The organism is Amycolatopsis sp., from assembly GCF_036008905.1.
Classification (GTDB): Bacteria; Actinomycetota; Actinomycetes; order Mycobacteriales; family Pseudonocardiaceae; genus Amycolatopsis.
The window spans coordinates 1-19,187 of the sequence record NZ_DASYMU010000116.1 but is presented as its reverse complement, the minus strand read 5'-3'; the positions used below and the strand labels follow the sequence as shown (position 1 = coordinate 19,187).

Genomic DNA, 19,187 nt, shown 5'->3' with positions numbered 1-19,187 from the left:
AGGCGTGGTTACTCGACGACACCGAGCGATGGCCTGAGCACCAGGTGATCGACGTTGACGTTGCCCGTGTCGTTCCCCGACCAACTCAGCGTGATGGAGTTCTGACCGGCTCGCAGCGGAACCACTCCTGCGGGGGCGATCGTCCAGCGACGCCAACGCTCGGCGTCCTGACCGGTGTTGGCGAACGCCACCTTGTCCGCGGACACGTCGTTGACCGACAACGACAGCTGCCGGTCGAAGGGGGCGATGACCATGCCATTGGCGTAGCGCAGCGACAGGTCGTAGTCCAGGCCGACGGGAACGGTCGGCAGGAACGTGACACCGGCACCCTCACGGGTGAGGGCCTTGACGAAGCCGGTTCCGGTGAAGCCCGGGTGCTCGGTGGAGACCGACGCGCCGCCGGCGAGGGTGCCGGACTCGGCCTCCAGCCGCTGATCGGCCTGCAGAGCGTCGAGGATGGCCCGCAACGCGGTGAGGGACCGGCCGGGATTTCCGATGCCCGCCACCCGGTCGCGCAGCGAGGCGAGCTTCTCGCGGGCCTCTTGGTCGCCACCCGTGACGGCGACTGTCGCCGCCGACGTGGCCGCGTCGCGCAACTCCTTGAGGACAACGGCTTTGACCTCGTGTGTTCCCTCAAGCTTGCGCAGCGCTCTGAGAACCGAGAACACACCGCCGGCGTCTCCCAGGTAGGGCTGGGTGAGGTCGTCGAGCGCCCTGCTCGCGCGGTTCGAGATGTCCTTGGTGGAAGCCGAGTCGGCGAGCAGCCGGAGATCCTGCATGGCTTTCTGGGTGCCCAGGAAATCGCCCTGCTGGGCCAGGTTGATGGCTCGGTCGAGATGCGCTGTCGCGGCGGCCTTACTGACATCGTCCAGTTCACCGCCGCGCGCGAGATCGCGCAGGACTCTCCGGTCATGGACGGTGGGGACAGGCAGCAGGCGTACGCCGACGTTGTCCGCCTTACCCCCGACACCGTCGCTGACCGACAACCTGGTGCCGGCGGGATAGGGGACGTCGTCGACGTCCAAGCGGAGCGTGACGGTGGCTTTCTGCCCCGCGTCGACGCGCGTCGCGGGACCGGCCGGGCGGCCGTCGAGTTCGACCACTGCCTGACCGACGGCCGAACCGTTGTTGTGTACGGGCACCTCGACGACGACGGTGCGGTTGCCCGCCTCGAACGTGACCCGCGGTTGCCCGGCAAGCTTCGGCTCGGGTGCCCTGTAGGCGGGAAGGTGAGCCTGTTCCTGTTTGCTGGCCACCGAAAGACGCATAGCCTGACCGCCGCCGCCGACCATCGACGAAACCAGCGTGGTCCGCGACGTGACCAGTGACCTGGTCACCTCCACCGGCAGGGGGTTCCCTTTCCACGTGGTGCTCGCCGCGTCGGAGTAGATCTCAGCGACGTAAGTCTTCCCGCGGTCGAGGAAGGTCAACGGGGTCGTGAGAGTCCGGTCGTTCTCGTCCGTCACGGCACCGACGTACCACGTGCTGCCGGAGCGCCGGGCGGTCACGGTGTGGTCCCCGATGACCGCGCTGGTCACGTGGCTCTCATCCCAGCTCGTCGGCATGTCCTTGAGGTACTCGAAGGCCCGGGGATTGAGCGCGTAGTTCTCGGGGGTGTCGGCCAGCATGTTCAACGGGCTGTAGAAGGTCGTGTACAGCGCCAGCTGGGCGGCGACGGTGCTCTGCACCCGCGTGCCCAGCCGGGCAGGGTCCCAGGTCACGTTCAGCACGCCCGGGGTGTAGTCGGCCGGTCCCCCGATGAACCTGGTGAAGGGCAGGATGGTGGCCTGGGCGGGGGGATTTCCCTGTGGCCCCATGTAGTTCTGCTGCTCCATGCCGGCGACGCCCTCGCCGGTCATCATGTTCGGATAGGTGCGGCTGAGGCCGGTCGGCTTGATCGCCTCATGCGCGTCGACGGTGATTTCGTGGCGGGCCGCGGTTTCGACGACGCGCTGGTAGTGCCGGACGGCCTGCTGGTCGTAGTGGCTCCGGTTGACACCCCCGAGGAGAAACTTGGTGGCGTATCCGGTCTTGATCGCGTGGATTCCGAGCGACTGGTAGGTGCTGAAAATCTTCTCGAGGTTCTGCTCGTAGTAGTCGACCGACCCACGGGTCTCGTTGTGCGCGATGAAGCCGACTCCCTTCGACGCCGCGTACGCCAGGACCCCGGGGAGGTCGAAGTCGCGCTGCGGGGTGAGGAAGTCCTGGTTGGCCCACTGGCCGCCGGAGTTCTGGTTCCAGCCCTCGGCCAGGACGAACTTGGCCCCGGCATCGGCCGCGAGATCGATGTAGGCCTTGGTGCGCGCCGTGGTGGCGCCGTGGTCGGGCCCCGCGTTCCACGTCGTCGCCCGGCGCTGCAGCTCCCACCACACCCCGGTGTAGGTGGCGGGTTCGATCCACTTGGCCGTGTCGGCGACCCTGTCACCGTTACTGTCGACGTCGCAGACGGCGCACGGATCGTTGAGGTTCTCGATCAGGTGTGACTCGGCGAGCGCACCGGCGTCACGCCCGATGGTCAGGGTCCGCCATGGGGTGTTGAAACCGCTCGGGCCCAGGTCGACGACCGCCCGGTCACCGTTGGGCAAGGCGATGAGGTCGCTGACCAGCCCGCCCGGCACCGAGGCGTTCCTGCGCAACGTCATGCTGGGAAAATCCGTCAGGTCCGCCTCGTGGACCGTCACGAACAAACCGTCGTCGCGCGACATCGTGATCGGTGTCTGCGCGGTGGGAACCTGGGGCAACGGCACGGTTTGGTAGTGCTTCTCGTCCGCGTTCCAGTCACGTCCGGCCGCGATGTAGTAGGCGGTCATGTCCGGCGGCAGCGAAAACTCACTCGACTCGGCCGCCACCACGAACTGGGCACCCAGCTTGTCCTGGGACGGGAAGTGGTAACGGAAGCCCACCCCATCGTCGAAGACGCGGAACACCACGTCCAGCCGGACGCCGGACGGCTCGTGGACCGTGTGGACGGTGAGCTCGGCCGCGTGATTTCGCACGGTGGACGAGGTTCCCCACGCCGGTCTCCACGTCTCGTCGACCTTGGCGCGATCGATCGATGTGATGCTCAGGTCTTTGGTCAGGTCGACCGCCGGCTGCCGGAGGGTGAAACCCAGACCCGAGGGCGAGACGACGGTGGTGGTGTGGTCCCTGACCACCTGGTAGGTCAACCTTCCGCCCAGCACGGTCACGGTCGCCTCGAGGGAGCCGTCCGGGGAGGTGACCGTGTGTCCTTCGAGGCCGGTGCCGAGCGCCGCCGAAGCGGTGCCTGCTGTCGCCGCGGCGCCGGACAAGGCGACCGCGGCGCACACGAGCAGGGCGAAGGTCTTCCTGCCGAATCCAAGCTGCATGGGCTCACCGTCTCAAGAACGCCAGGCTGAAGCCAGCTTGTCCGATCGACAAAAATGATCAGCCGGGCCGTCGCTCGCTCTCCGGTGAACGGCAAGAAGTCGCGTAATACGACCTAAAGCGAGTTCAGGTCGACGGCCGCGGCCATGGCGTGGTACCCGGCGCCGTTGGGGTGCAAGGCATCTCCGCTGTCGTACGCTGGGTTGAGCCGGTCCGGGTCGCCCGGTGCACCGGTGGCGCGGTCGAGATCCACCACCGCGTCATACGCCCCGCTGGTCCGGATCCAGTCGTTGAGCCCGTCTCGCAACGCTTCGTTCGCGGGTGTGTCGTAGAACGAGCCCTTGATCGGGGTGAGGGTCGCGCCGATCGCCTTGATGCCGCGCGCGTGTGCGGCGGCGATCAGCTGGCGGTGCCCGTCGATCAGCTGCGGCAGCGTCACCACCGGCGCTGTCGGGTCGAACGTCGATGCCCCGATGTCGTTGATGCCCTCCAGCACGATCACCGTCCGGACGTCCGGCTGACTCGCCACGTCACGCTGGAACCGTGCCGTCGCCCGCTCCCCACAGCACGGCAGATCGCTCAACACCTTGTTCCCGCTGATCCCGGCGTTGGCCACCGCCGTCGGCCGGTGCGCGGCGACCAGCCGCTCGGCGAGTTCGTCGGGATACCGGTTGTCGCCGTCCACCGTCGCGCCGTAGCCGTCGGTGATCGAATCGCCGAGGGCGACCACGGTCCCCCGCTGCCGCTGACCGCTCACTTCAACCCCGGCCAGGTAGTACCAGGACAGTGTCGACTCGGTGAACGCCGAGGCCCGGGCGTCGAACCGGTGGTCACCGGCAGCCCGGAAGCTGGTGGCGAGCGAGGTGGCGTGGAAGGTCGCCGGGCCGGTCGATCCGGCGAAGTAGAACGTCACCGACAGCTCGTCCAGCGGGGAGGTCGGCAGCAAAACCACATCGCTCAGCAGGTCACGCCCCGGCTGGACGGTCGTGGACAGCGAGTGCCCGAACGTCACCGGCCGCACCGTGCCCGGCCGCACGGCCGCGCCCTCGGCCGCCTTGCCGATCGTCGCGCCGGTCAGCCGCAACGGTGCTGATCCAAACGCATTCGACACTCGGATGCGCAGCAGCGGCCCGCCCGTGGTCACCCGGACCACCTGGCGTACCGACTGGTGTGAGAACCCCTCGACCGACCAGTTCGGGCCGAAGATCTCCGGCGGCACGGGCTGCTGCACCGACGTCGACCAGCCGGCGGCCCAGCCGAGCCTCGAGGCGCCATCCCCCGCGAGTGCCGACGTCGTCGAACCGGCGACCAGCGCCCCGAGGAGCGTCACCACCGCGGCTGCTCTTCGCACTATCGATATCTGCATGGTCAAAATCCCTTCTTCCCCAGTAAACGAGCTCGCCCAAGACGCTAGCGCGAACCACCGACAAAACCTTCCGCCGAGAGCGAAGCCCAGTGGTATACCGACACCGTGCGCGCATCCCGACTCGTCTCCCTCCTGCTGCTCCTGCAGACCCGCGGCCGGATGACGGCCCACCAACTGGCGAAGGAACTCGAAGTTTCGGTCCGCACGATCTACCGTGACGTCGAATCGCTGCATTCCGCCGGTGTCCCGCTCTACGGCGATGCCGGGCACGCGGGCGGCTACCAGCTGCTCGACGGCTACCGGACCAAACTGACCGGCCTCACCGCGGGCGAAGCGGAATCCCTGTTCCTGACCGGCCTTCCGGGGCCTGCGGCGCAACTCGGGCTCGGCAACGTCGTCGCCGCGACGAAACTCAAACTCACCGCCGCACTGCCCCCGGAACTACGCGACCGGGCCGGTCGCATCCAGCAGTCGTTCCACCTCGACGCCCCGAACTGGTACCACGACGGTGAGGAAACCCCGCAGCTGACGGCCAGCGCGGGCGCGGTCTGGAACCAGCGCCGCCTGCGCGTGCTCTACCACCGCTGGAAGGAACCGCGTGACGTCGAACGCGTCCTCGATCCGTACGGTCTCGTTCTCAAGGCCGGCCGCTGGTACCTCGTCGCCGCGAGCGAAGGCCGCCCGCGCACGTACCGCGTCTCGCAGATACTCGAACTTGACGTCCTCGACGAGACCTTCGAACGCCCGGAAACCTTCGATCTGGCAACCTACTGGCAGGGCTACCTCGCCGACTTCGAATCACGCCGGCACGGTGGCGTCGCCGTTCTCCGGCTCTCGCCGTCCACAAAGGACAGATTGCCGGACATGATGGGCGCCGCCGCCGTACAGTCCATTGAGGACAGCGCGAGCGAACCGGACGCCGACGGCTGGATCCGCGCGACAGTGTCGATCGAGTCCCTCGACTACGCAGTCACCGACTTCCTCCGCTTCGGCGCCGGCCTCGAAGTCCTGGAACCACCGGAACTCCGACAACGGCTCACCGAAACAGTCGCCGCACTCGCCACGCTCTACGGCTCGTGAGTGCGGCTCGCCATCTGTCGACAGATGGCGGTCTCTTGGCAACTAAGAGATCACAAGATATCGACATCTCGTGGCTGGACGCCCACGCTCTAGAAAATGGACCAGCCGGTGATGGTGGTGAAACTGTCCATCGCGGCCATGCCCACCACCGAATTGCCCCGCTCGTCCAGTCCCGGGCCCCAGACACACAGGGTGCACCGCTGCGGGATGACCACGAGAATCCCGCCGCCGACGCCGCTTTTGCCCGGCAGGCCGACCCGGTAGGCGAATTCACCGGCGGCGTCATAGGTGCCGCAGGTCAGCATCACCGCGTTGATCTGCTTGGCGCCGCTGCGGGTGAGGAACCGCCCGCCGTCGCGCCGCACACCGTGCCGGGCGAGGAAAGTGGCGGCCAGCGCGAGATCCTGGCAGCTCATCGCCACCGAACACTGCCGGAAATAGTGCTCCAGCACGGTTTCGACCGGGTTGACCAGGTTTCCGTAGCCTGCCATGAAATGCGACAGCGCGGCGTTGCGATGGCCGTGGTCCGCCTCGGAAGCGGCCACGACCCGATCGAAGTCCACCGTGTCGTTCCCGGATTCCTCACGCAGGAAGTCCAGCAGCACACCGGAAGCGTCTCCCCCGGTGAGGCTCAGCAATTCGTCCGTGACCACCAGTGCGCCGGCGTTGATGAACGGGTTCCGCGGGATCCCGTTCTCCAGTTCCAGCTGGAGCAGGGAATTGAACGGATTTCCGGACGGCTCGCGGCCCACCCGTTTCCACAGCGATTCCCCGCCCCGCGCCAAAGCCAGCGCGAGCGTGAACGTCTTCGAGATGCTCTGCACCGAGAACGGCTGCTGCCACTGGCCGACGCCGTACACCCCGCCGTCCACGTCGGCCAGTGCGATCCCGAAGGACTCCGGGTCCACCGCGGCGAGCGCGGGGATGTAGTCGGCGACGCGCCCTCGCCCCACCGTCCCGGCGACCTCGTGCGCGACGTCTTCGAGGATGCGCTGGTAGTCCGCGGTTTCCATCACGCGGGCGGGCGCAGCGCGTCGAGCAGCAGGTCGGCGTAGTGGTCGCCGACCTGGCGTGCCGACAGCGTTCCGGTGCGGCGGTACCAGGAACCCAGGTGATGCACCGAGCCGAAGAAGAAGTCGACGACGACGTCCGCCGGCTTGTCGGCGCGGAACTCCCCCGACTCCTGGCCTTCTTCGATCAGCGACCGGAACCGCTCGTGGTACTTGCGGCGCTCGGCCCGCACGGCCTTGCGTTTTTCCGCGCTGAGCTGGTGCATCGACTGCATGAAGATGGTGTTGTCGTCGAGGTTCGCGATGGTGCTGACCACGACGTCGGACGCCGCGGACGTGAGCCGTTCCCGCAGCGGCGCCTCGGTGACGGCGACCTTCTCCAGCTGGTCGGTCTGCTCGCGCAGGACGCGGGCGTAGATCTCGTAGAGCAGGTCGTCCTTGGAGTCGAAGTAGTGGTACATCGCCCCTTTGGTGACCCCGGCAGCCTCGACGATCTCCTGCACCGAGGTGCGGTCGAAGCCCTTCTTCGCGAAAAGTTTCGTCGCATGGGACAGGAGCCGCCGCGGCACCGAATCCTGCTCGCCCGCAGTCACTTCGGTCATCGCGTGACCCCCTTTCCCTCGCTCGCCAGTCCCACCCGGACGCCACAGCCTACCCAGTGGGCCGTCTGACCTCGCAGTTCACCGGCGGTTCAGTATCCGCCCTGCCGTTCGAAGTACCGGCGGGGGTTGTCGACGAGCATGGTGGTGATGTCCTGCTCGCTCACCCCGCGCGCACGCAACGCGGGCAGGACATCGCGCGTGATGTGGAGGTAGTGCCAATTGGGCGCGATCACCGGCACCTGGTCGTGCGGCAGCCAGTCGATATAGCAGGACGCGTCATGTGAAAGGACCATGCTGCGCGCGTACCCGCGTTCGCACAGCGCGGCGACGGTCGCGACGCGGTCCTCGAACGGCAGCAGCACGTCGAGGCCGAATCGGTCCATCCCGAGCAGCGAGCCGCGGTCGGCGACCTCGGTCAGGTAGCCGAGATCGGTGGTGTCACCCGAATGCCCGATCTGCACCCGCGAGAGATCGACGCCCTCGGATTCGAGCACGTCCTGCTGCTCCAGGCCACGCCGGGTGACGGCGTGCGTGTGGGTCATGATCGGCGTGCCGGTGACGCGGTGCGCCTTGGCGACGGCCCGCAGGACCCGCTCGACACCCGGCGTCATCCCCTCCTGGTCGGTGGCGCATTTGAGCAACCCGGCCTTGACGCCGGTGTCCGCGATGCCCTCGGTGATGTCGCCGACGAACATCGCGACCAGCGGATCCTCGCCGCCGAGCATGGTGCCGGGACCGCGGTAGTGCAGGTAATGTGGCACGTCGTTGTAGGTGTAGAGCCCGGTGGCGACGACGATGTTGATGTCGGTCTCGGCGGCGATGGCCTGGATGCGCGGGATGTAGCGGCCGAGGCCGATCACGGTCGGATCCACGATCGTGGTGATCCCGGCGGCCCGCAATTCCTTCAGCCTCACGATGGCCTCGGGGATCTGCTCGTCCTCGCGGAAGCCGTTGTCGCCGGGATAGTTGGCGACGAATTCACTGCTGAGCACGAAGATGTGCTCGTGCATGAGGACCCGGCCGAGTTCCGTTGTAGGCACGCCGCCGCGAACGGTTTCCACAATGGACATACGCCCCGCCTTATCCTCGGTCCCGCAGCTCGCGCCGGAGGATCTTGCCGCTGACCGTCTTCGGGAGCTCCGCGAGTACTTCGACCACTCGCGGGTACTTGTACGCGGCCAGCCTTTCCTTGCAGTAAGCCACAAGATCGTCGGGGTCCGCCACTTGTCCCGGCCGCGCGCTGACGTAGGCCTTGACCGACTCGCCGCGGTAGGCGTCGGCCACCCCGACGACGGCGGCCTCCCGTACCGCCGGGTGGGTGTAGAGCACGTCCTCGACCTCGCGGGGCCAGACCTTGAAGCCCGAGGCGTTGATCATGTCCTTCTTGCGGTCGACGACGTAGACCCAGCCGCCGGTGTCCATGAACCCGATGTCGCCGGTGAGCAGGCGCCCTCCCGGTAGCGCGGCCGCGGTGGCCTCGGGCAGGTTCCAGTAGCCGGGGACGACCATGGGCCCTTCGACGGCGATCTCGCCCGGCGTGCCGAACGGCACCTCGGCGCCTTCGTCGTCGAGGATGCGGACCATCGAACCGGGCACCGGCAGGCCGATCGAGATGGTGCCCGACGCCGGGTCGATCGGCGCTTCGAGCGTGGCGGGCACGACGATGCAGCCCGCGGTCGTCTCGGTGAGCCCGTAGCCGTTGTGGATGTAGTGGCCGAAGCGGTCGCGGAAGGTCTCGACGACGGCGGGCGGCAGCGCGGCGCCGCCGGAGTAGAGCAGCTGGAACGACGCGAAATGCTCCGGGCTGACGTCCGGGTGGGCCATCAGCGCCATGTACGCCGTCGACGGGCCGACCATGTAGACCGGTTTGGTCTCCAGGAGCGCGTCGAGCACGACACCGGCCTCGAACCGGTAGGTGAGCACGAGCGTGCCGCCGAAGTCGATCGCGGAGGCGACCTGGCACACCATCCCGGTGATGTGGAACAGCGGCGCCAGCCCGTAGATGGCGGCGCCCTCGCCGAGGTCGTTGTAGGCGTTGAGGGTGGCCGCGTTGGTGGCGATGTTGCCGTGGGTGTTGGTGGCGCCCTTCGGCGTGCCGCTGGTGCCCGAGGTGTAGCTGATCAGGGCGACGTCGGCGGCGGTGAAACCCGGGTCGGCCAACGGTTTGCCGACGTTGGCCCTGGCCACGGTCAGGAGGTCGCCGGCGCCTTCGGTGGGCTGGCGGGTCACCTTGCCGAGCACGCGGGAGTCGTTGCGTTCCTGCAGTTCGAGCTCGCTCGTGGTCAGCGAGATCGACACGGCACTTTTCGCGACCACACCGGAGATATAGGCGTTCCATCCGGTTTGCGAGCACACGACCGCGCGGACGTCGGCGTCGGAGAAGACGTGGGTCAGCTCGCCTTCGCGGTACATCGGGTTGACCGGGACGACGATGCCACCGGCCTTCCACGCGCCGAGCAGCGCGAGCACGAACTGCGGGATGTTCTGCAGCAGGATCGCGAGGCGCTCGCCCCGCTGGAAACCGTCGGCCAGCAGGTGGTTCGCGACGCCGTCGGAGAGCTCGTCGACCTCGCGGTAACTCAGCTTCGCGTCGAAGTACGCGATCGCGGTGGTCTCGGGGAAGCTCTCGACGCTGTGCCGGAAGCTGGTGAGCAGGCTCGACGCTGCGGGTGGTGGAGCTTGCATCCGCTCTTCGTACTGAGCGACCCAAGGCATCGTGTCATACCAGCTCATGCAACTCCTCCAGTCCACACCGACCAGTCGGTACGGACGCTAGAAGGCGCCGCGCGTGACGTCAAGGGCTCGACCAGTGCGTTGGCTCGTGAGTGGCTACGAGTGCTAGAACCCCCGCAGCCACTCACGAGCCACGCTCTCAGCCTGACGTCACCCGATAGCCTCCACCCACACATTGCGGAAGCGCGGGTTCGCGCCAGGGTCGCCGTGGTCCTGGAGACGGATCGCGCCCGGGGACGCGTTCTCCGGGTTGCTGTCGCCGGTGCCGCCGTCGATCACCACATCGTTGTGGACTACGACGCCGTTCCAGACGACCGTGACACGGGCGTTGTCGGTCTTGTTCCCGGCGCCGTCGAACCTGGCCGCACGGAAGGTGACGTCGTAGGTCTGCCACGTGTTCGGAGCAGTCGCCGCGTTGACGGAGGGCGCCTTCTTCGTGTAGATCGCGCCGGCTTCGTTGTCGGCGAGGGTGGTATCGCCGAATGAGTCCAGCACCTGCAGTTCGTAGCGTTCTTGGAGGTAGATGCCACTGTTGCCTCTGGCCTGACCGGTCACCTCGGGCGGATAATCCGGTTCGAGCCACTCGGCATGCAGCCGGAAGTCGCCGAACTGCTGCCTGGTACGGATGTCACCACCGTTCGACTCCATCGAGCCACTAGCCACCGGCCAGGTCGCCGCGCCGCCCGCACGCTTCTCCCACGCATCCAGGTTGCTTCCCCCGAACAGCTGAATTCGCTGGTTGGCGGTGATGGTGAGGTTGTCGAGGTTGACGTGCCCCGCGTCGCCCGCGTCGTAGCGGTAGGAGATCGAGTTCGTCCCGGCGGCCAGGTTGAGGGTCTCCGGTTGTGACGCCCAGGTCTCCCAGTCCCCGGTACTCGCCAGCCGCACCTGTCCGACCTTGGCGCCGTTGACGTAAACGCTCACCGATTTGGTCCCGGCACTGGGGTTGGGGCCGTTCGAGTAACGCAGGTTCGCGTTGTACGCCCCGGCGGAGGGCACCTGCACGGAGAAGGTCGTCGCGGCGCCTTGCGCCTGGTAGCCGTCGACGAAACCGGTGCCGGTGTAACCGTGGTGGTCGGTGTTGACCCCGGTGCCGCCGCTCAGTGCGGCCCGTTCCGCTTCGTAGGTGGTGGCCGCCGCCGGCCCGCCGACCAGGGAGTTGAGGGTGTACCAGGCTTCGGTGCTCCAGAGTGCCGTACCGGATTCCGCCGCGAACGGGCGCGGAGACCGGACATGCACCACGTAGCCCGCCTTCAGACCCGCGAGCCGCAGGGTGACCTTCTTCCGATCGGCGGACAAAGTCGCGGAGCTGACAGTCAGGGTTTGTTCGTCGACCTTCGGGCCGCCGTAGGCAGACGTCGGCGCGTAACGCCATTGCTGCGCCTGGTATTTCGCCGCGAGATTCTGCGCGGTCTCCGCCGACAGGGGCTGGGTGTACTCGATTTCGAACCCGCCTTGGACGGCCCGCATCGCGAGCATGTCGAAGGATTGCGTGCTGTTCGGCGTCAGCTTCTGGAGACCGTAGGCGAGCTTGCCCGGCTGGCCCCAGTTGCCGCCGCCGTCGATCCCGCCGGTGTAGATCGCGCCGTCGGGGCCGAGGCTGATCCGGCTGACGCCCGACTCGAGCCCCTGGGTGAGCCGGAAGACCGCACCCTGGTACTCGCCGTTGACCTTCTCCAGGAACGCACGCTGGAGGCCGCCGTAGGTGACATCGCCGTAGACCATCTGCCCGGCGAAAACACCGTTCGGCAACAGGATCGGGTTGCTCGGCGAGTTCGCGATCTCGTTGTGCGGCAACCACAGTACGGGGGCGGTCACCGGCTGGGAATCGAACGGGCCCGGCGGGTTGGTGTAGTGGTTGAAGAACCGGTCCTGCTTGATGCGCACGAGTTTGTTCGCGGGCAGCCAGCCGCCCTGGTTGTCGGTGACGAAGACGTCGCCCTCCGGTCCCCACCCGATGCCGTGCGGCGTGCGCAGGCCACCGGCGACGTAAGTCACCGCGCCGGTCGCCTTGCTGATCTTGATCGTGGTGCCCCGGTTCGGCGCGGGCTGCGGATCGGTCGTGGCTCCGCCGTAGTTGATGGACACGGAAAGGTTGGCGTAGAAGAAACCGTCCTGGTATAGCAGGCCGAACGCGAACTCGTGGAAATTGCCGCCGAACGGCCACGTGGCGACCGTGCGGTAGTCGTCGGTGACACCGTCGCCGTTCGTGTCGTTCAGTTCGACGAGCCGCGTCTTCTCCGAGACGTACAACTTTCCGTCGACGTACTTGATGCCCATCGGCTCCTTCAAGCCGCTGGCGACTCGTTGCGTCCGCACCTTCGACGCGTCGGTGTTACCCGTGACGTTGCTCAGCAGGAAGACCTCGCCGAGCAGGTTGTCGGAGCCGCCCCAGGTGGCGATGGCGAGCCGGCCGTCGGGCAGCCAGTCCATTCCGGTCACCTGCGGCTGGAAACCGTTGGGGCGCAAGTCGGTCAGCGTGAAGCCAGGGTGCACGCCGGTCAGCGGCAGACCGTCACCCGGCGAGTCCAGAGTGCCTTCGCATTCCTTGCGGCCCGGCGAGGTCACCCGCACGACGCCGGCGTCGGTGCTGAGCACGGAGTTCGGCACGACCGCGAAGTCCACCGCGCCCGGCGGACGCCACTCCAAGGTGATCTGCTGGTCGTTGGTGTTGTCGAAGTGGTCGATCCGCAGCGCGTGATATCCCGTGGCAAGCTGGGCCGAACCGGTCGCGGCCGTCGGCGCGTGCAGCCCGTCATGGTTGATCACCAGCTGGCCGTCGATGAGCAGCCGTGATCCGTCGTCACTGGTGAGCCGGAACTCGTACATGCCGGCGGTGGCGGTGGTGATGTTGCCGGTCACCTCGGACACGAAGCGGTCACCGATACCGAAGTCGGCCGTGGTGGTCCAATTGATCACCGGCATCAGCTTGTCGACGTTCGGAGTCTGGCCGGGTTTGAGCACGCAGAGCTTGTCCAGCGGGTTCTGAAGATCGAAGACGCGGAGCGTGACACCGGGCTGCTGTGGCGGCACGGCGGCCGCGGCCTCCTGCACCGTCCCCAGACCGGCTAGCGCTGTCAACAGCACTAGAACAGTCGCGATGGATCTACGAAAGGGGTTACCGAGAGTTAGAAGCATCGTTGCTCCTTGATGACGGCGGGCGAGGACCTCGCAGCGTCCTGCCGAATCTAGGAAGACTTTCGCCTTAAGTCAACGAAAGCATGCACAGTCTGAGCGAAAGTTAGACTGAACGGCGGCACCTGCTAGGCGCTTCCGCTGTTCAGAGGTCGTGAGTGGCAACAAGTGCTAGAACACTCGTAGCCACTCACGAGCTTTCGCGTCAGAGGTCGACGACGAGCCGGGGCGACAGCGCGCGGGACACGCGGGCGTACATACGGCCCGCGGGAGCGCCGATGTCGTCCCGGTGCTCGGGTTCCCCGTCGAGGACGGTGAGTTCACAGCTGCCGCAGACACCTTCGCGGCAGCCGGAGGGCACGGGATGCCCCGCATAGGTCAGTGCGTCCAGCAATGATTCGTCCGGCGGGACCTGGATGGTCTGTCCAGATCGGACACAGGTCACCTCGAACGCCGTGTCGGGTGCGAAAGTCTTGGCCACCGGCCGGAAACGCTCGACGTGCAGCCGTTCCGCGGGGAACACGGCCTCAGCCGCATGAGGGATCAGTAGCGACCGCTTAGTATGTATGTCCGAGACCAAGGGAGGCCTCCGTGTCCGAACCATGGGAATCCGGTGTCAGCTACGAAGTGGCGGCAGGTATCGCGACGCTGACGTTCGACAAGCCCGAGCGGAACAACGCGATGGACCTGCCGATGCAGGCCCGCTACGGCGATCTCCTCCGGCGGGCCGACGCCGACACCGACGTCCGCGCGATCGTCGTCACCGGTGCGGGGCGGGCCTTCTCCCCCGGCGCGGATCTGGGTCTGCTGAGCGACATCACCACCGGCGCGCCCGCGGATTCCGGACAGCGTAAGGGTTTCCAGGACGTCTTGGCTGCCGTGTACCTCGGCAAGCCGGTGGTCGCCGCGATCAACGGCGGCTGCGCGGGACTCGGTTTCGTGATCGCCTGCAGCGCCGACGTCCGGTTCGCCGCCGCGGGCGCCAAGTTCACCACGGCGTTCGCCCGGCGCGGCCTGGTCGCGGAGTACGGCATCGCGAAGCTGCTCCCCGAACTCATCGGCGCCGGCCGCGCGAGGGACTTGCTGCTGTCGGGCCGCACCTTCACCGCCGAGCAGGCCTTCGACTACGGACTCGTGCAGGAAGTCGTCCCGCCGGGCGAACTCTCGCTGCGCGCGCACGCCTACGCGACCGAACTCGCCACCTACAGCGCACCGCGGTCGATGGCGGTCATGAAACGGCAACTGACCCGCGATCCAGAGCTGTCACTGGAGGAATCGGCGGCGGAGGCCATCGACCTGATGCACGAATCGTTCGGCCATCCCGAGCTGGCCGAGGGCCTGGCGAGCTGGAACGAACGCCGCCCACCGCAGTTCCCCGGAGTCGGCCGGTAACGTTCGGCGCTCCCCCGGCGAAGAGTGATCGACTGCTCGCTCTGACCACTGGGGGTTTGGATGGCAACGCTGTCCTGGTTTCGTCGTGTCTCGACCACACTCATCGTGGCCGGGGTGATCGCGGGCGGCCTGGCAGTCCTGCAGGCCACCCCGGCCGCCGCCGAATCGGTCAACACCTTCCCGTCAACCTCGTCCGCGCACACCGATCTCCTCTCGCCGTTCAAGAGCTTCGCGAACAGCGGTGGGGATACCCCGGTCGGCGCATGGTTCGACGCCCAGCGCGGCTACCACGTGACGAAGTCCTACTTCACCTTCGACCTGAAACCCTTTCAGGGAGCCAAGATCACGTCCGCGGCGAGCTGGGTGCCGGAGACCTCAGTGGCGGACTGCACCAAACCGCGGTCGACCGAGCTCTGGGTGACCGACCCCGCCGAGCGCCCGACCTGGCTGAAACAGCCCGCGGAAAAGGTGAAACTCCCCGGCCCCTTCGCCCCCGAAGGCGGCTGCACCTGGGAACGCGTCACGTGGGACACGGCCGCGGCAGTGACGGACGCCCTCGCCGCCGGTAAGACGTCGCTGACCGTCGCGATGCGACTGCCCGACGCCAAGCAACTGGACCCCGCCTTCGGCCGCCGGGTGGCGAGCACCCTCCAGATGACGATGTTCTACAACCGCGCGCCGAACACCCCGACGGGTCTCGGCATAGACAACCGGCCCTGCGGGAGCGACACACTTTTCCTCCACCCCGGTTCCCAAATCGTCTACGGCAACGTCAGCGATCCGGACCTGGACGCGGTCGGCGGGAAGTTCGCGGCCTGGGACATCGCGGATCCGAGCCAGCGGGTGGACATCACCACCACCGTGAGCAGGGCCGGCTACGCGAACACCTCGCTGCCGCAGGGCTTCCTTGTCGACGGCCACACCTACGACTTGACCATGCAGGCCATCGACGACCGGGGCCTCGTCTCACCGGGCGCCGCGACCTGCAGGCTCACCGCCGACAAGACCGCGCCGGACAAGCCGCCCACGGTCAGCTCCACCGACTACCCCGTCGAAGGCGGCACGGGTGAACCGGGCAAGCCCGGCCAGTTCACCTTCACCTCGAACGGTGTCGCCGACGTCGCCTCGTTCCGCTATGTCCTGACCGGGGGTGGCACCAACGACATCACCGCGGACGTGCTCGGCGGAAAGGCCGTCGCGACCATCACACCGACCACCGCCGGTGGGGTGTACCTGCAGGTATGGAGTGTCGACCGGGCCGGGAACAGGTCGGCCGAGGCGCCCTACATCTTCGACGTCAAGGACAACTCGCCGCTGCTGTCGCACACCCCGGAGAACGGCGGCCTCGGTGAACCGCGGGAGTACACCTTCACGCCCCGCACCGCCAACGTCACCGCGTACGCCTACACCTTCAACGACGACGCCGAAATCACCGTTCCCGCCAGGCCCGATGGAACAGCCACCGCGACGATCACGCCGAACCGGGCCACTGGCAACACCCTGAAGGTGCGCAGCAGGAACGCGGACGGCCAGTTCTCTTCGGTCGCCCAGGAAAACCTGCGGCTCCCCAGCTCGGCGCCGGTGGTGACCAGCGACGTCTACGGCACCTCCGGCCCCAGCGGCGGGCCGGGCGTCCCGGGAACGTTCACCTTCACGACCACCATGGCGACTGTCACCGAGTACCTGTACTCGATCGACTTCAGTGGCGAGTGGGTCGTCGTCCCGGCCGGCCCGGACCGCAAGGGCACGGTCGTCATCACCCCTGAGCGAGCGGGCACGATCTTCCTGGAGGTCATCGCGCGCAACGCCGATGGCGTGGAGACCCAGTCGACCTACTACGACTTCGAGGTCGCGCCTTAGGACAATGCGGTGAAGGGCACCTTGACGGGCTCAAAGTGCCCTTCACCACCGCTACCCTCCATTCATGAAACTTGCTCGCATTTTGCTGGTGGGTCTGCTGGGAGCGGGGATCCTGCTGGTGCCGTCGGGTATCAGTGGGGCCGCGGGCTCCGATGAGGCGACCTGGGTGGGCCCGCTGAGCACCCGCGGGCGCTACGTCGTCGACGCGCGGGGCGACAGGTTCAAGCTCCGCTCCGGCAACTGGCACGGCGCGAGCGGAACCTGGAACGGCTCCGGCGACATCAACGATTCGGCCAACCACCACGCCGGGGAGAAGGCCGACCAGATCCCGCTGGGCCTGGACCGGGCGCGCGTCGACGTCATCATCGACAGCTTCGCCGAACTGGGCTTGAACAGCGTCCGCCTGCCGTTCTCCAACCAGATGATCCACGACACGACACCGCTGCCGGACGCCTCTGTCGCGGCGAACCCGGAGCTGCGCGGCAAGACGCCGTTGCAGGTGTACGACGCCGTGGTGGATCGGCTGACCGCGCGAGGAATCGCGGTGATCCTCAACAACCACACCAACACCTCGCGCTGGTGCTGCGGCCTCGACGGGAACGAGCGGTGGAACACCGCCCAGAGCGCCGGGCAGTGGGAGGACGACTGGCTCTTCATGGCCCGGCGGTACGCGGCGAACAAGCGAGTCGTCGGCGCGGACCTGTACAACGAGGTCCGGCGCACGGTGCTGGACGACCCGAACTGGGGCTCCGGCGACAACCACGACTGGCAACTGGCCTCTCAGCGCGTCGCCGACCGGATCCAGCTCGAGGCCAATCCCGATCTGCTGATCATCGTCGAAGGCATCAACTGGACGGGCATCCCGCTCGACGGCCTGCCGCACGGGCGACCGACGCTCGAACCCGTCCGGACGCTCTCGCACACCCTTGTCCAGTCGGGAAAACTGGTCTACTCCGCGCATTTCTACGGCTACACCGGTCCTAATCACTCCGGCGCGACCGGGACGGGAGAGACGCACGACCCGCGCTACCAGGATCTCAGCCCGGCGGAACTGCGGGATATGCTGTACCGGCAGGCTTTCTACGTCTCGGCCGAGACCGGCGAGCATTTCACCGCGCCGGTGTGGATCAGCGAGTTCGGCGTCGGTGGGCGGGAGGAGACCAATCCCGTGGCCCGCGCGTGGTTCGAGAACTTCGTCGACAATCTGATCCAGGCCGACGCGGACTTCGCGTACTGGCCACTGGTCGGTTTCCACACCAACCGCACCGGCAACGGCTGGGCGCTGGCGCACTGGGACGCGGCGGGCAACCGGATGGGACTCTACGACGGCGACGACTGGCGTGCCCCGGCATGGTCGCGTCTGATCGCCGCCACCGGCCGGACCGGCCAGATCCCGGCGGTGACACCGTGGTCGATGCTGACCTTGGACCACGGCGACTTCCAGCAGTCCAAGGCTGTCAGGGCGCTGCCGGACTGGAACTCGGGCGCGTACAAGGCCGTGTGCCCGGACGGCCAGTGGCTGACCGGACTGAGCCACACCGGCAACCGCGGCCTGTGCACCGGCTCCTTGACGGCACCGGCAGCGTTCACGACCGTCCGCGATGAGTCCTATGTGGACAACGATTGGGCGTCGGGCTATACCAAGGCGCAATGCCCGCCGGACCACTACCTTGCCGGATACAGCATGACCGGGGCGGCGTTTTCGGCCGGACTGTGCGCGCGATCGCAGACCCCCTTGGGTCGCAACGGCCGCACGGTCTGGTTCGACCGCGGCGACAACCGCCCGGCGGGCGACTTCGGCGGCGACTTCGCCTACGGCCGCTACAAAGGCCAGTGCGCGCCCGACGAGTACGTCGCGGGCGTCGCCTACACCGGGCGGATCGGCTCGTCCCGCACCCCCGACGCCCTCCTCTGCCGCCACTGACCCCAGAACCATGAGGGGTTAGTGTCCCCCTCATGGTGGCCTTCACGGCGCTCTGGTGACGGGTGCGGCGGACGTTTCCGTTGATCAGGGGTCGTGAGTGCGTAACAGTGTTAGAACACTGTTACGCACTCACGAGCCACGCTGGGTGGTGAGGAAGGCGCGCCAGGCCGGGCCGGGGAAGGCGAGGGTGCCTGCTGGGCTCTTGGTGTCCCTGACGCCGACCGAGCCTGGCGCCAAGACAACCTCGACACATGCGCCATTGCCCGAAGTGCCGCTGTAGCTGCTCTTATGCCAGGTCGCTCCTGCGTGGGTCTGCTCGGTCATCGCGGGTGGACTCCACTCGTTCGTGTTGGCTTGCGAGGTCCGCAAGCAAGTCCCGCGATTGTCCCCCATTCAGGGCAACCGCCCCAAGTTCGTTATCAAGATCCCGGTAGAACGGGATGTGTTCCTCACCTTCGAGGAACACGCTCGCGGTGTGGGTCTCGGCGGACACCACCGCGGGATGATCGGTGTACTCCATCAAATAAAATCCACCGCCGAAGACACCCATAAGCTGGGCAGATTCAGGCACCACCCGGATTTCGCACCGCGACCAAGAGGTCGCGAGCACGAGGTGTAAGGCCTGCTCGTACATCACCAGCGAGTCGCCGACCATGGATCGCAGTGCGTACTCGTGGATGAAGAACGTCATCTTCGGTGGCCAGCGACGGTTGAAGAGCCCTTGCCTGGCCAACCGCGCC

14 protein-coding genes are annotated in these 19,187 nt (G+C 67.2%); 4 read left to right on the top strand and 10 right to left on the bottom strand.

Annotated features, from left to right (window positions below):
* Window positions 1-8: 8 nt before the first annotated feature.
* Window positions 9-3,347 (bottom strand): glycoside hydrolase family 97 catalytic domain-containing protein, encoded by a 3,339-nt coding sequence (locus VGP60_RS21110; protein ID WP_327549767.1) that lies wholly within the window; start codon window positions 3,345-3,347, stop codon window positions 9-11.
* Between the two features lie 113 nt (window positions 3,348-3,460).
* A complete protein-coding gene (locus tag VGP60_RS21105; RefSeq protein ID WP_327549766.1) occupies window positions 3,461-4,696 on the bottom strand; it encodes an SGNH/GDSL hydrolase family protein in 1,236 nt (411 codons plus the stop codon).
* Between the two features lie 120 nt (window positions 4,697-4,816).
* On the opposite strand from VGP60_RS21105, the gene VGP60_RS21100 reads away from it, so the two are divergent.
* Window positions 4,817-5,791: a YafY family protein gene (locus tag VGP60_RS21100; protein ID WP_327549765.1), complete on the top strand. Its 975-nt coding sequence runs from the start codon at window positions 4,817-4,819 to the stop codon at window positions 5,789-5,791.
* A gap of 89 nt (window positions 5,792-5,880) precedes the next feature.
* On the opposite strand, the gene VGP60_RS21095 is transcribed toward VGP60_RS21100, so the two are convergent.
* The 6 genes from VGP60_RS21095 to VGP60_RS21070 form a co-directional block, all read right to left on the bottom strand.
* Window positions 5,881-6,804 carry a glutaminase gene (locus tag VGP60_RS21095; RefSeq protein WP_327549787.1) on the bottom strand — a complete coding sequence of 308 codons (924 nt, stop codon included), beginning with the start codon at window positions 6,802-6,804 and terminating at the stop codon, window positions 5,881-5,883.
* Complete coding sequence (locus VGP60_RS21090) at window positions 6,804-7,403, bottom strand: TetR/AcrR family transcriptional regulator (protein WP_327549764.1); 600 nt, start codon at window positions 7,401-7,403, stop codon at window positions 6,804-6,806. Before VGP60_RS21090 ends, VGP60_RS21095 begins: the two co-directional genes overlap by 1 nt.
* Before the next feature lie 89 nt (window positions 7,404-7,492).
* Window positions 7,493-8,473 carry a phosphotriesterase-related protein gene (locus VGP60_RS21085; protein ID WP_327549763.1) on the bottom strand — a complete coding sequence of 327 codons (981 nt, stop codon included), beginning with the start codon at window positions 8,471-8,473 and terminating at the stop codon, window positions 7,493-7,495.
* Between the two features lie 10 nt (window positions 8,474-8,483).
* The gene (locus tag VGP60_RS21080; protein ID WP_327549762.1) at window positions 8,484-10,136 is read right to left on the bottom strand and encodes a class I adenylate-forming enzyme family protein; all 1,653 of its coding nucleotides are present in this window, start codon (window positions 10,134-10,136) and stop codon (window positions 8,484-8,486) included.
* A gap of 150 nt (window positions 10,137-10,286) precedes the next feature.
* The gene (locus VGP60_RS21075) at window positions 10,287-13,274 is read right to left on the bottom strand and encodes a family 16 glycoside hydrolase (protein WP_327549761.1); all 2,988 of its coding nucleotides are present in this window, start codon (window positions 13,272-13,274) and stop codon (window positions 10,287-10,289) included.
* 202 nt (window positions 13,275-13,476) lie between these two features.
* Window positions 13,477-13,794 (bottom strand): 2Fe-2S iron-sulfur cluster-binding protein, encoded by a 318-nt coding sequence (locus tag VGP60_RS21070; protein ID WP_327549760.1) that lies wholly within the window; start codon window positions 13,792-13,794, stop codon window positions 13,477-13,479.
* Window positions 13,795-13,862: 68 nt separating this feature from the next.
* Here VGP60_RS21070 and VGP60_RS21065 point away from each other — a divergent pair, with 68 nt between their 5' ends.
* The 3 genes from VGP60_RS21065 to VGP60_RS21055 all read left to right on the top strand — a co-directional run bounded on the left by VGP60_RS21065 (window position 13,863) and on the right by VGP60_RS21055 (window position 18,447).
* Window positions 13,863-14,663 (top strand): enoyl-CoA hydratase-related protein, encoded by an 801-nt coding sequence (locus tag VGP60_RS21065; protein ID WP_327549759.1) that lies wholly within the window; start codon window positions 13,863-13,865, stop codon window positions 14,661-14,663.
* Window positions 14,664-14,723: 60 nt separating this feature from the next.
* Window positions 14,724-16,523 carry a hypothetical protein gene (locus VGP60_RS21060; RefSeq protein ID WP_327549758.1) on the top strand — a complete coding sequence of 600 codons (1,800 nt, stop codon included), beginning with the start codon at window positions 14,724-14,726 and terminating at the stop codon, window positions 16,521-16,523.
* A gap of 64 nt (window positions 16,524-16,587) precedes the next feature.
* Window positions 16,588-18,447, top strand: a complete 1,860-nt coding sequence (locus VGP60_RS21055) for a glycoside hydrolase family 5 protein (RefSeq protein ID WP_327549757.1) — start codon at window positions 16,588-16,590, stop codon at window positions 18,445-18,447.
* Window positions 18,448-18,576: 129 nt separating this feature from the next.
* Here VGP60_RS21055 and VGP60_RS21050 read toward each other — a convergent pair whose 3' ends face one another.
* A complete protein-coding gene (locus VGP60_RS21050) occupies window positions 18,577-18,771 on the bottom strand; it encodes a DUF397 domain-containing protein (protein ID WP_327549756.1) in 195 nt (64 codons plus the stop codon).
* The coding region (locus tag VGP60_RS21045; protein ID WP_327549755.1) for a DUF5753 domain-containing protein at window positions 18,734-19,187 on the bottom strand (454 nt) is incomplete at its 5' end. The genes VGP60_RS21045 and VGP60_RS21050, both read right to left, overlap by 38 nt.

What these genes read in the sequence shown, in the direction of transcription:
- VGP60_RS21110 (WP_327549767.1), bottom strand. Translation starts at nt 3,347, where the DNA reads ATGCAGCTTGGATTCGGCAGGAAGACCTTCGCCCTGCTCGTGTGCGCC.
- VGP60_RS21095 (WP_327549787.1), bottom strand. Translation starts at nt 6,804, where the DNA reads ATGGAAACCGCGGACTACCAGCGCATCCTCGAAGACGTCGCGCACGAG.
- VGP60_RS21090 (WP_327549764.1), bottom strand. Translation starts at nt 7,403, where the DNA reads ATGACCGAAGTGACTGCGGGCGAGCAGGATTCGGTGCCGCGGCGGCTC.
- VGP60_RS21085 (WP_327549763.1), bottom strand. Translation starts at nt 8,473, where the DNA reads ATGTCCATTGTGGAAACCGTTCGCGGCGGCGTGCCTACAACGGAACTC.
- VGP60_RS21080 (WP_327549762.1), bottom strand. Translation starts at nt 10,136, where the DNA reads ATGAGCTGGTATGACACGATGCCTTGGGTCGCTCAGTACGAAGAGCGG.
- VGP60_RS21075 (WP_327549761.1), bottom strand. Translation starts at nt 13,274, where the DNA reads ATGCTTCTAACTCTCGGTAACCCCTTTCGTAGATCCATCGCGACTGTT.
- VGP60_RS21060 (WP_327549758.1), top strand. Translation starts at nt 14,724, where the DNA reads ATGGCAACGCTGTCCTGGTTTCGTCGTGTCTCGACCACACTCATCGTG.
- VGP60_RS21055 (WP_327549757.1), top strand. Translation starts at nt 16,588, where the DNA reads ATGAAACTTGCTCGCATTTTGCTGGTGGGTCTGCTGGGAGCGGGGATC.
- VGP60_RS21050 (WP_327549756.1), bottom strand. Translation starts at nt 18,771, where the DNA reads ATGACCGAGCAGACCCACGCAGGAGCGACCTGGCATAAGAGCAGCTAC.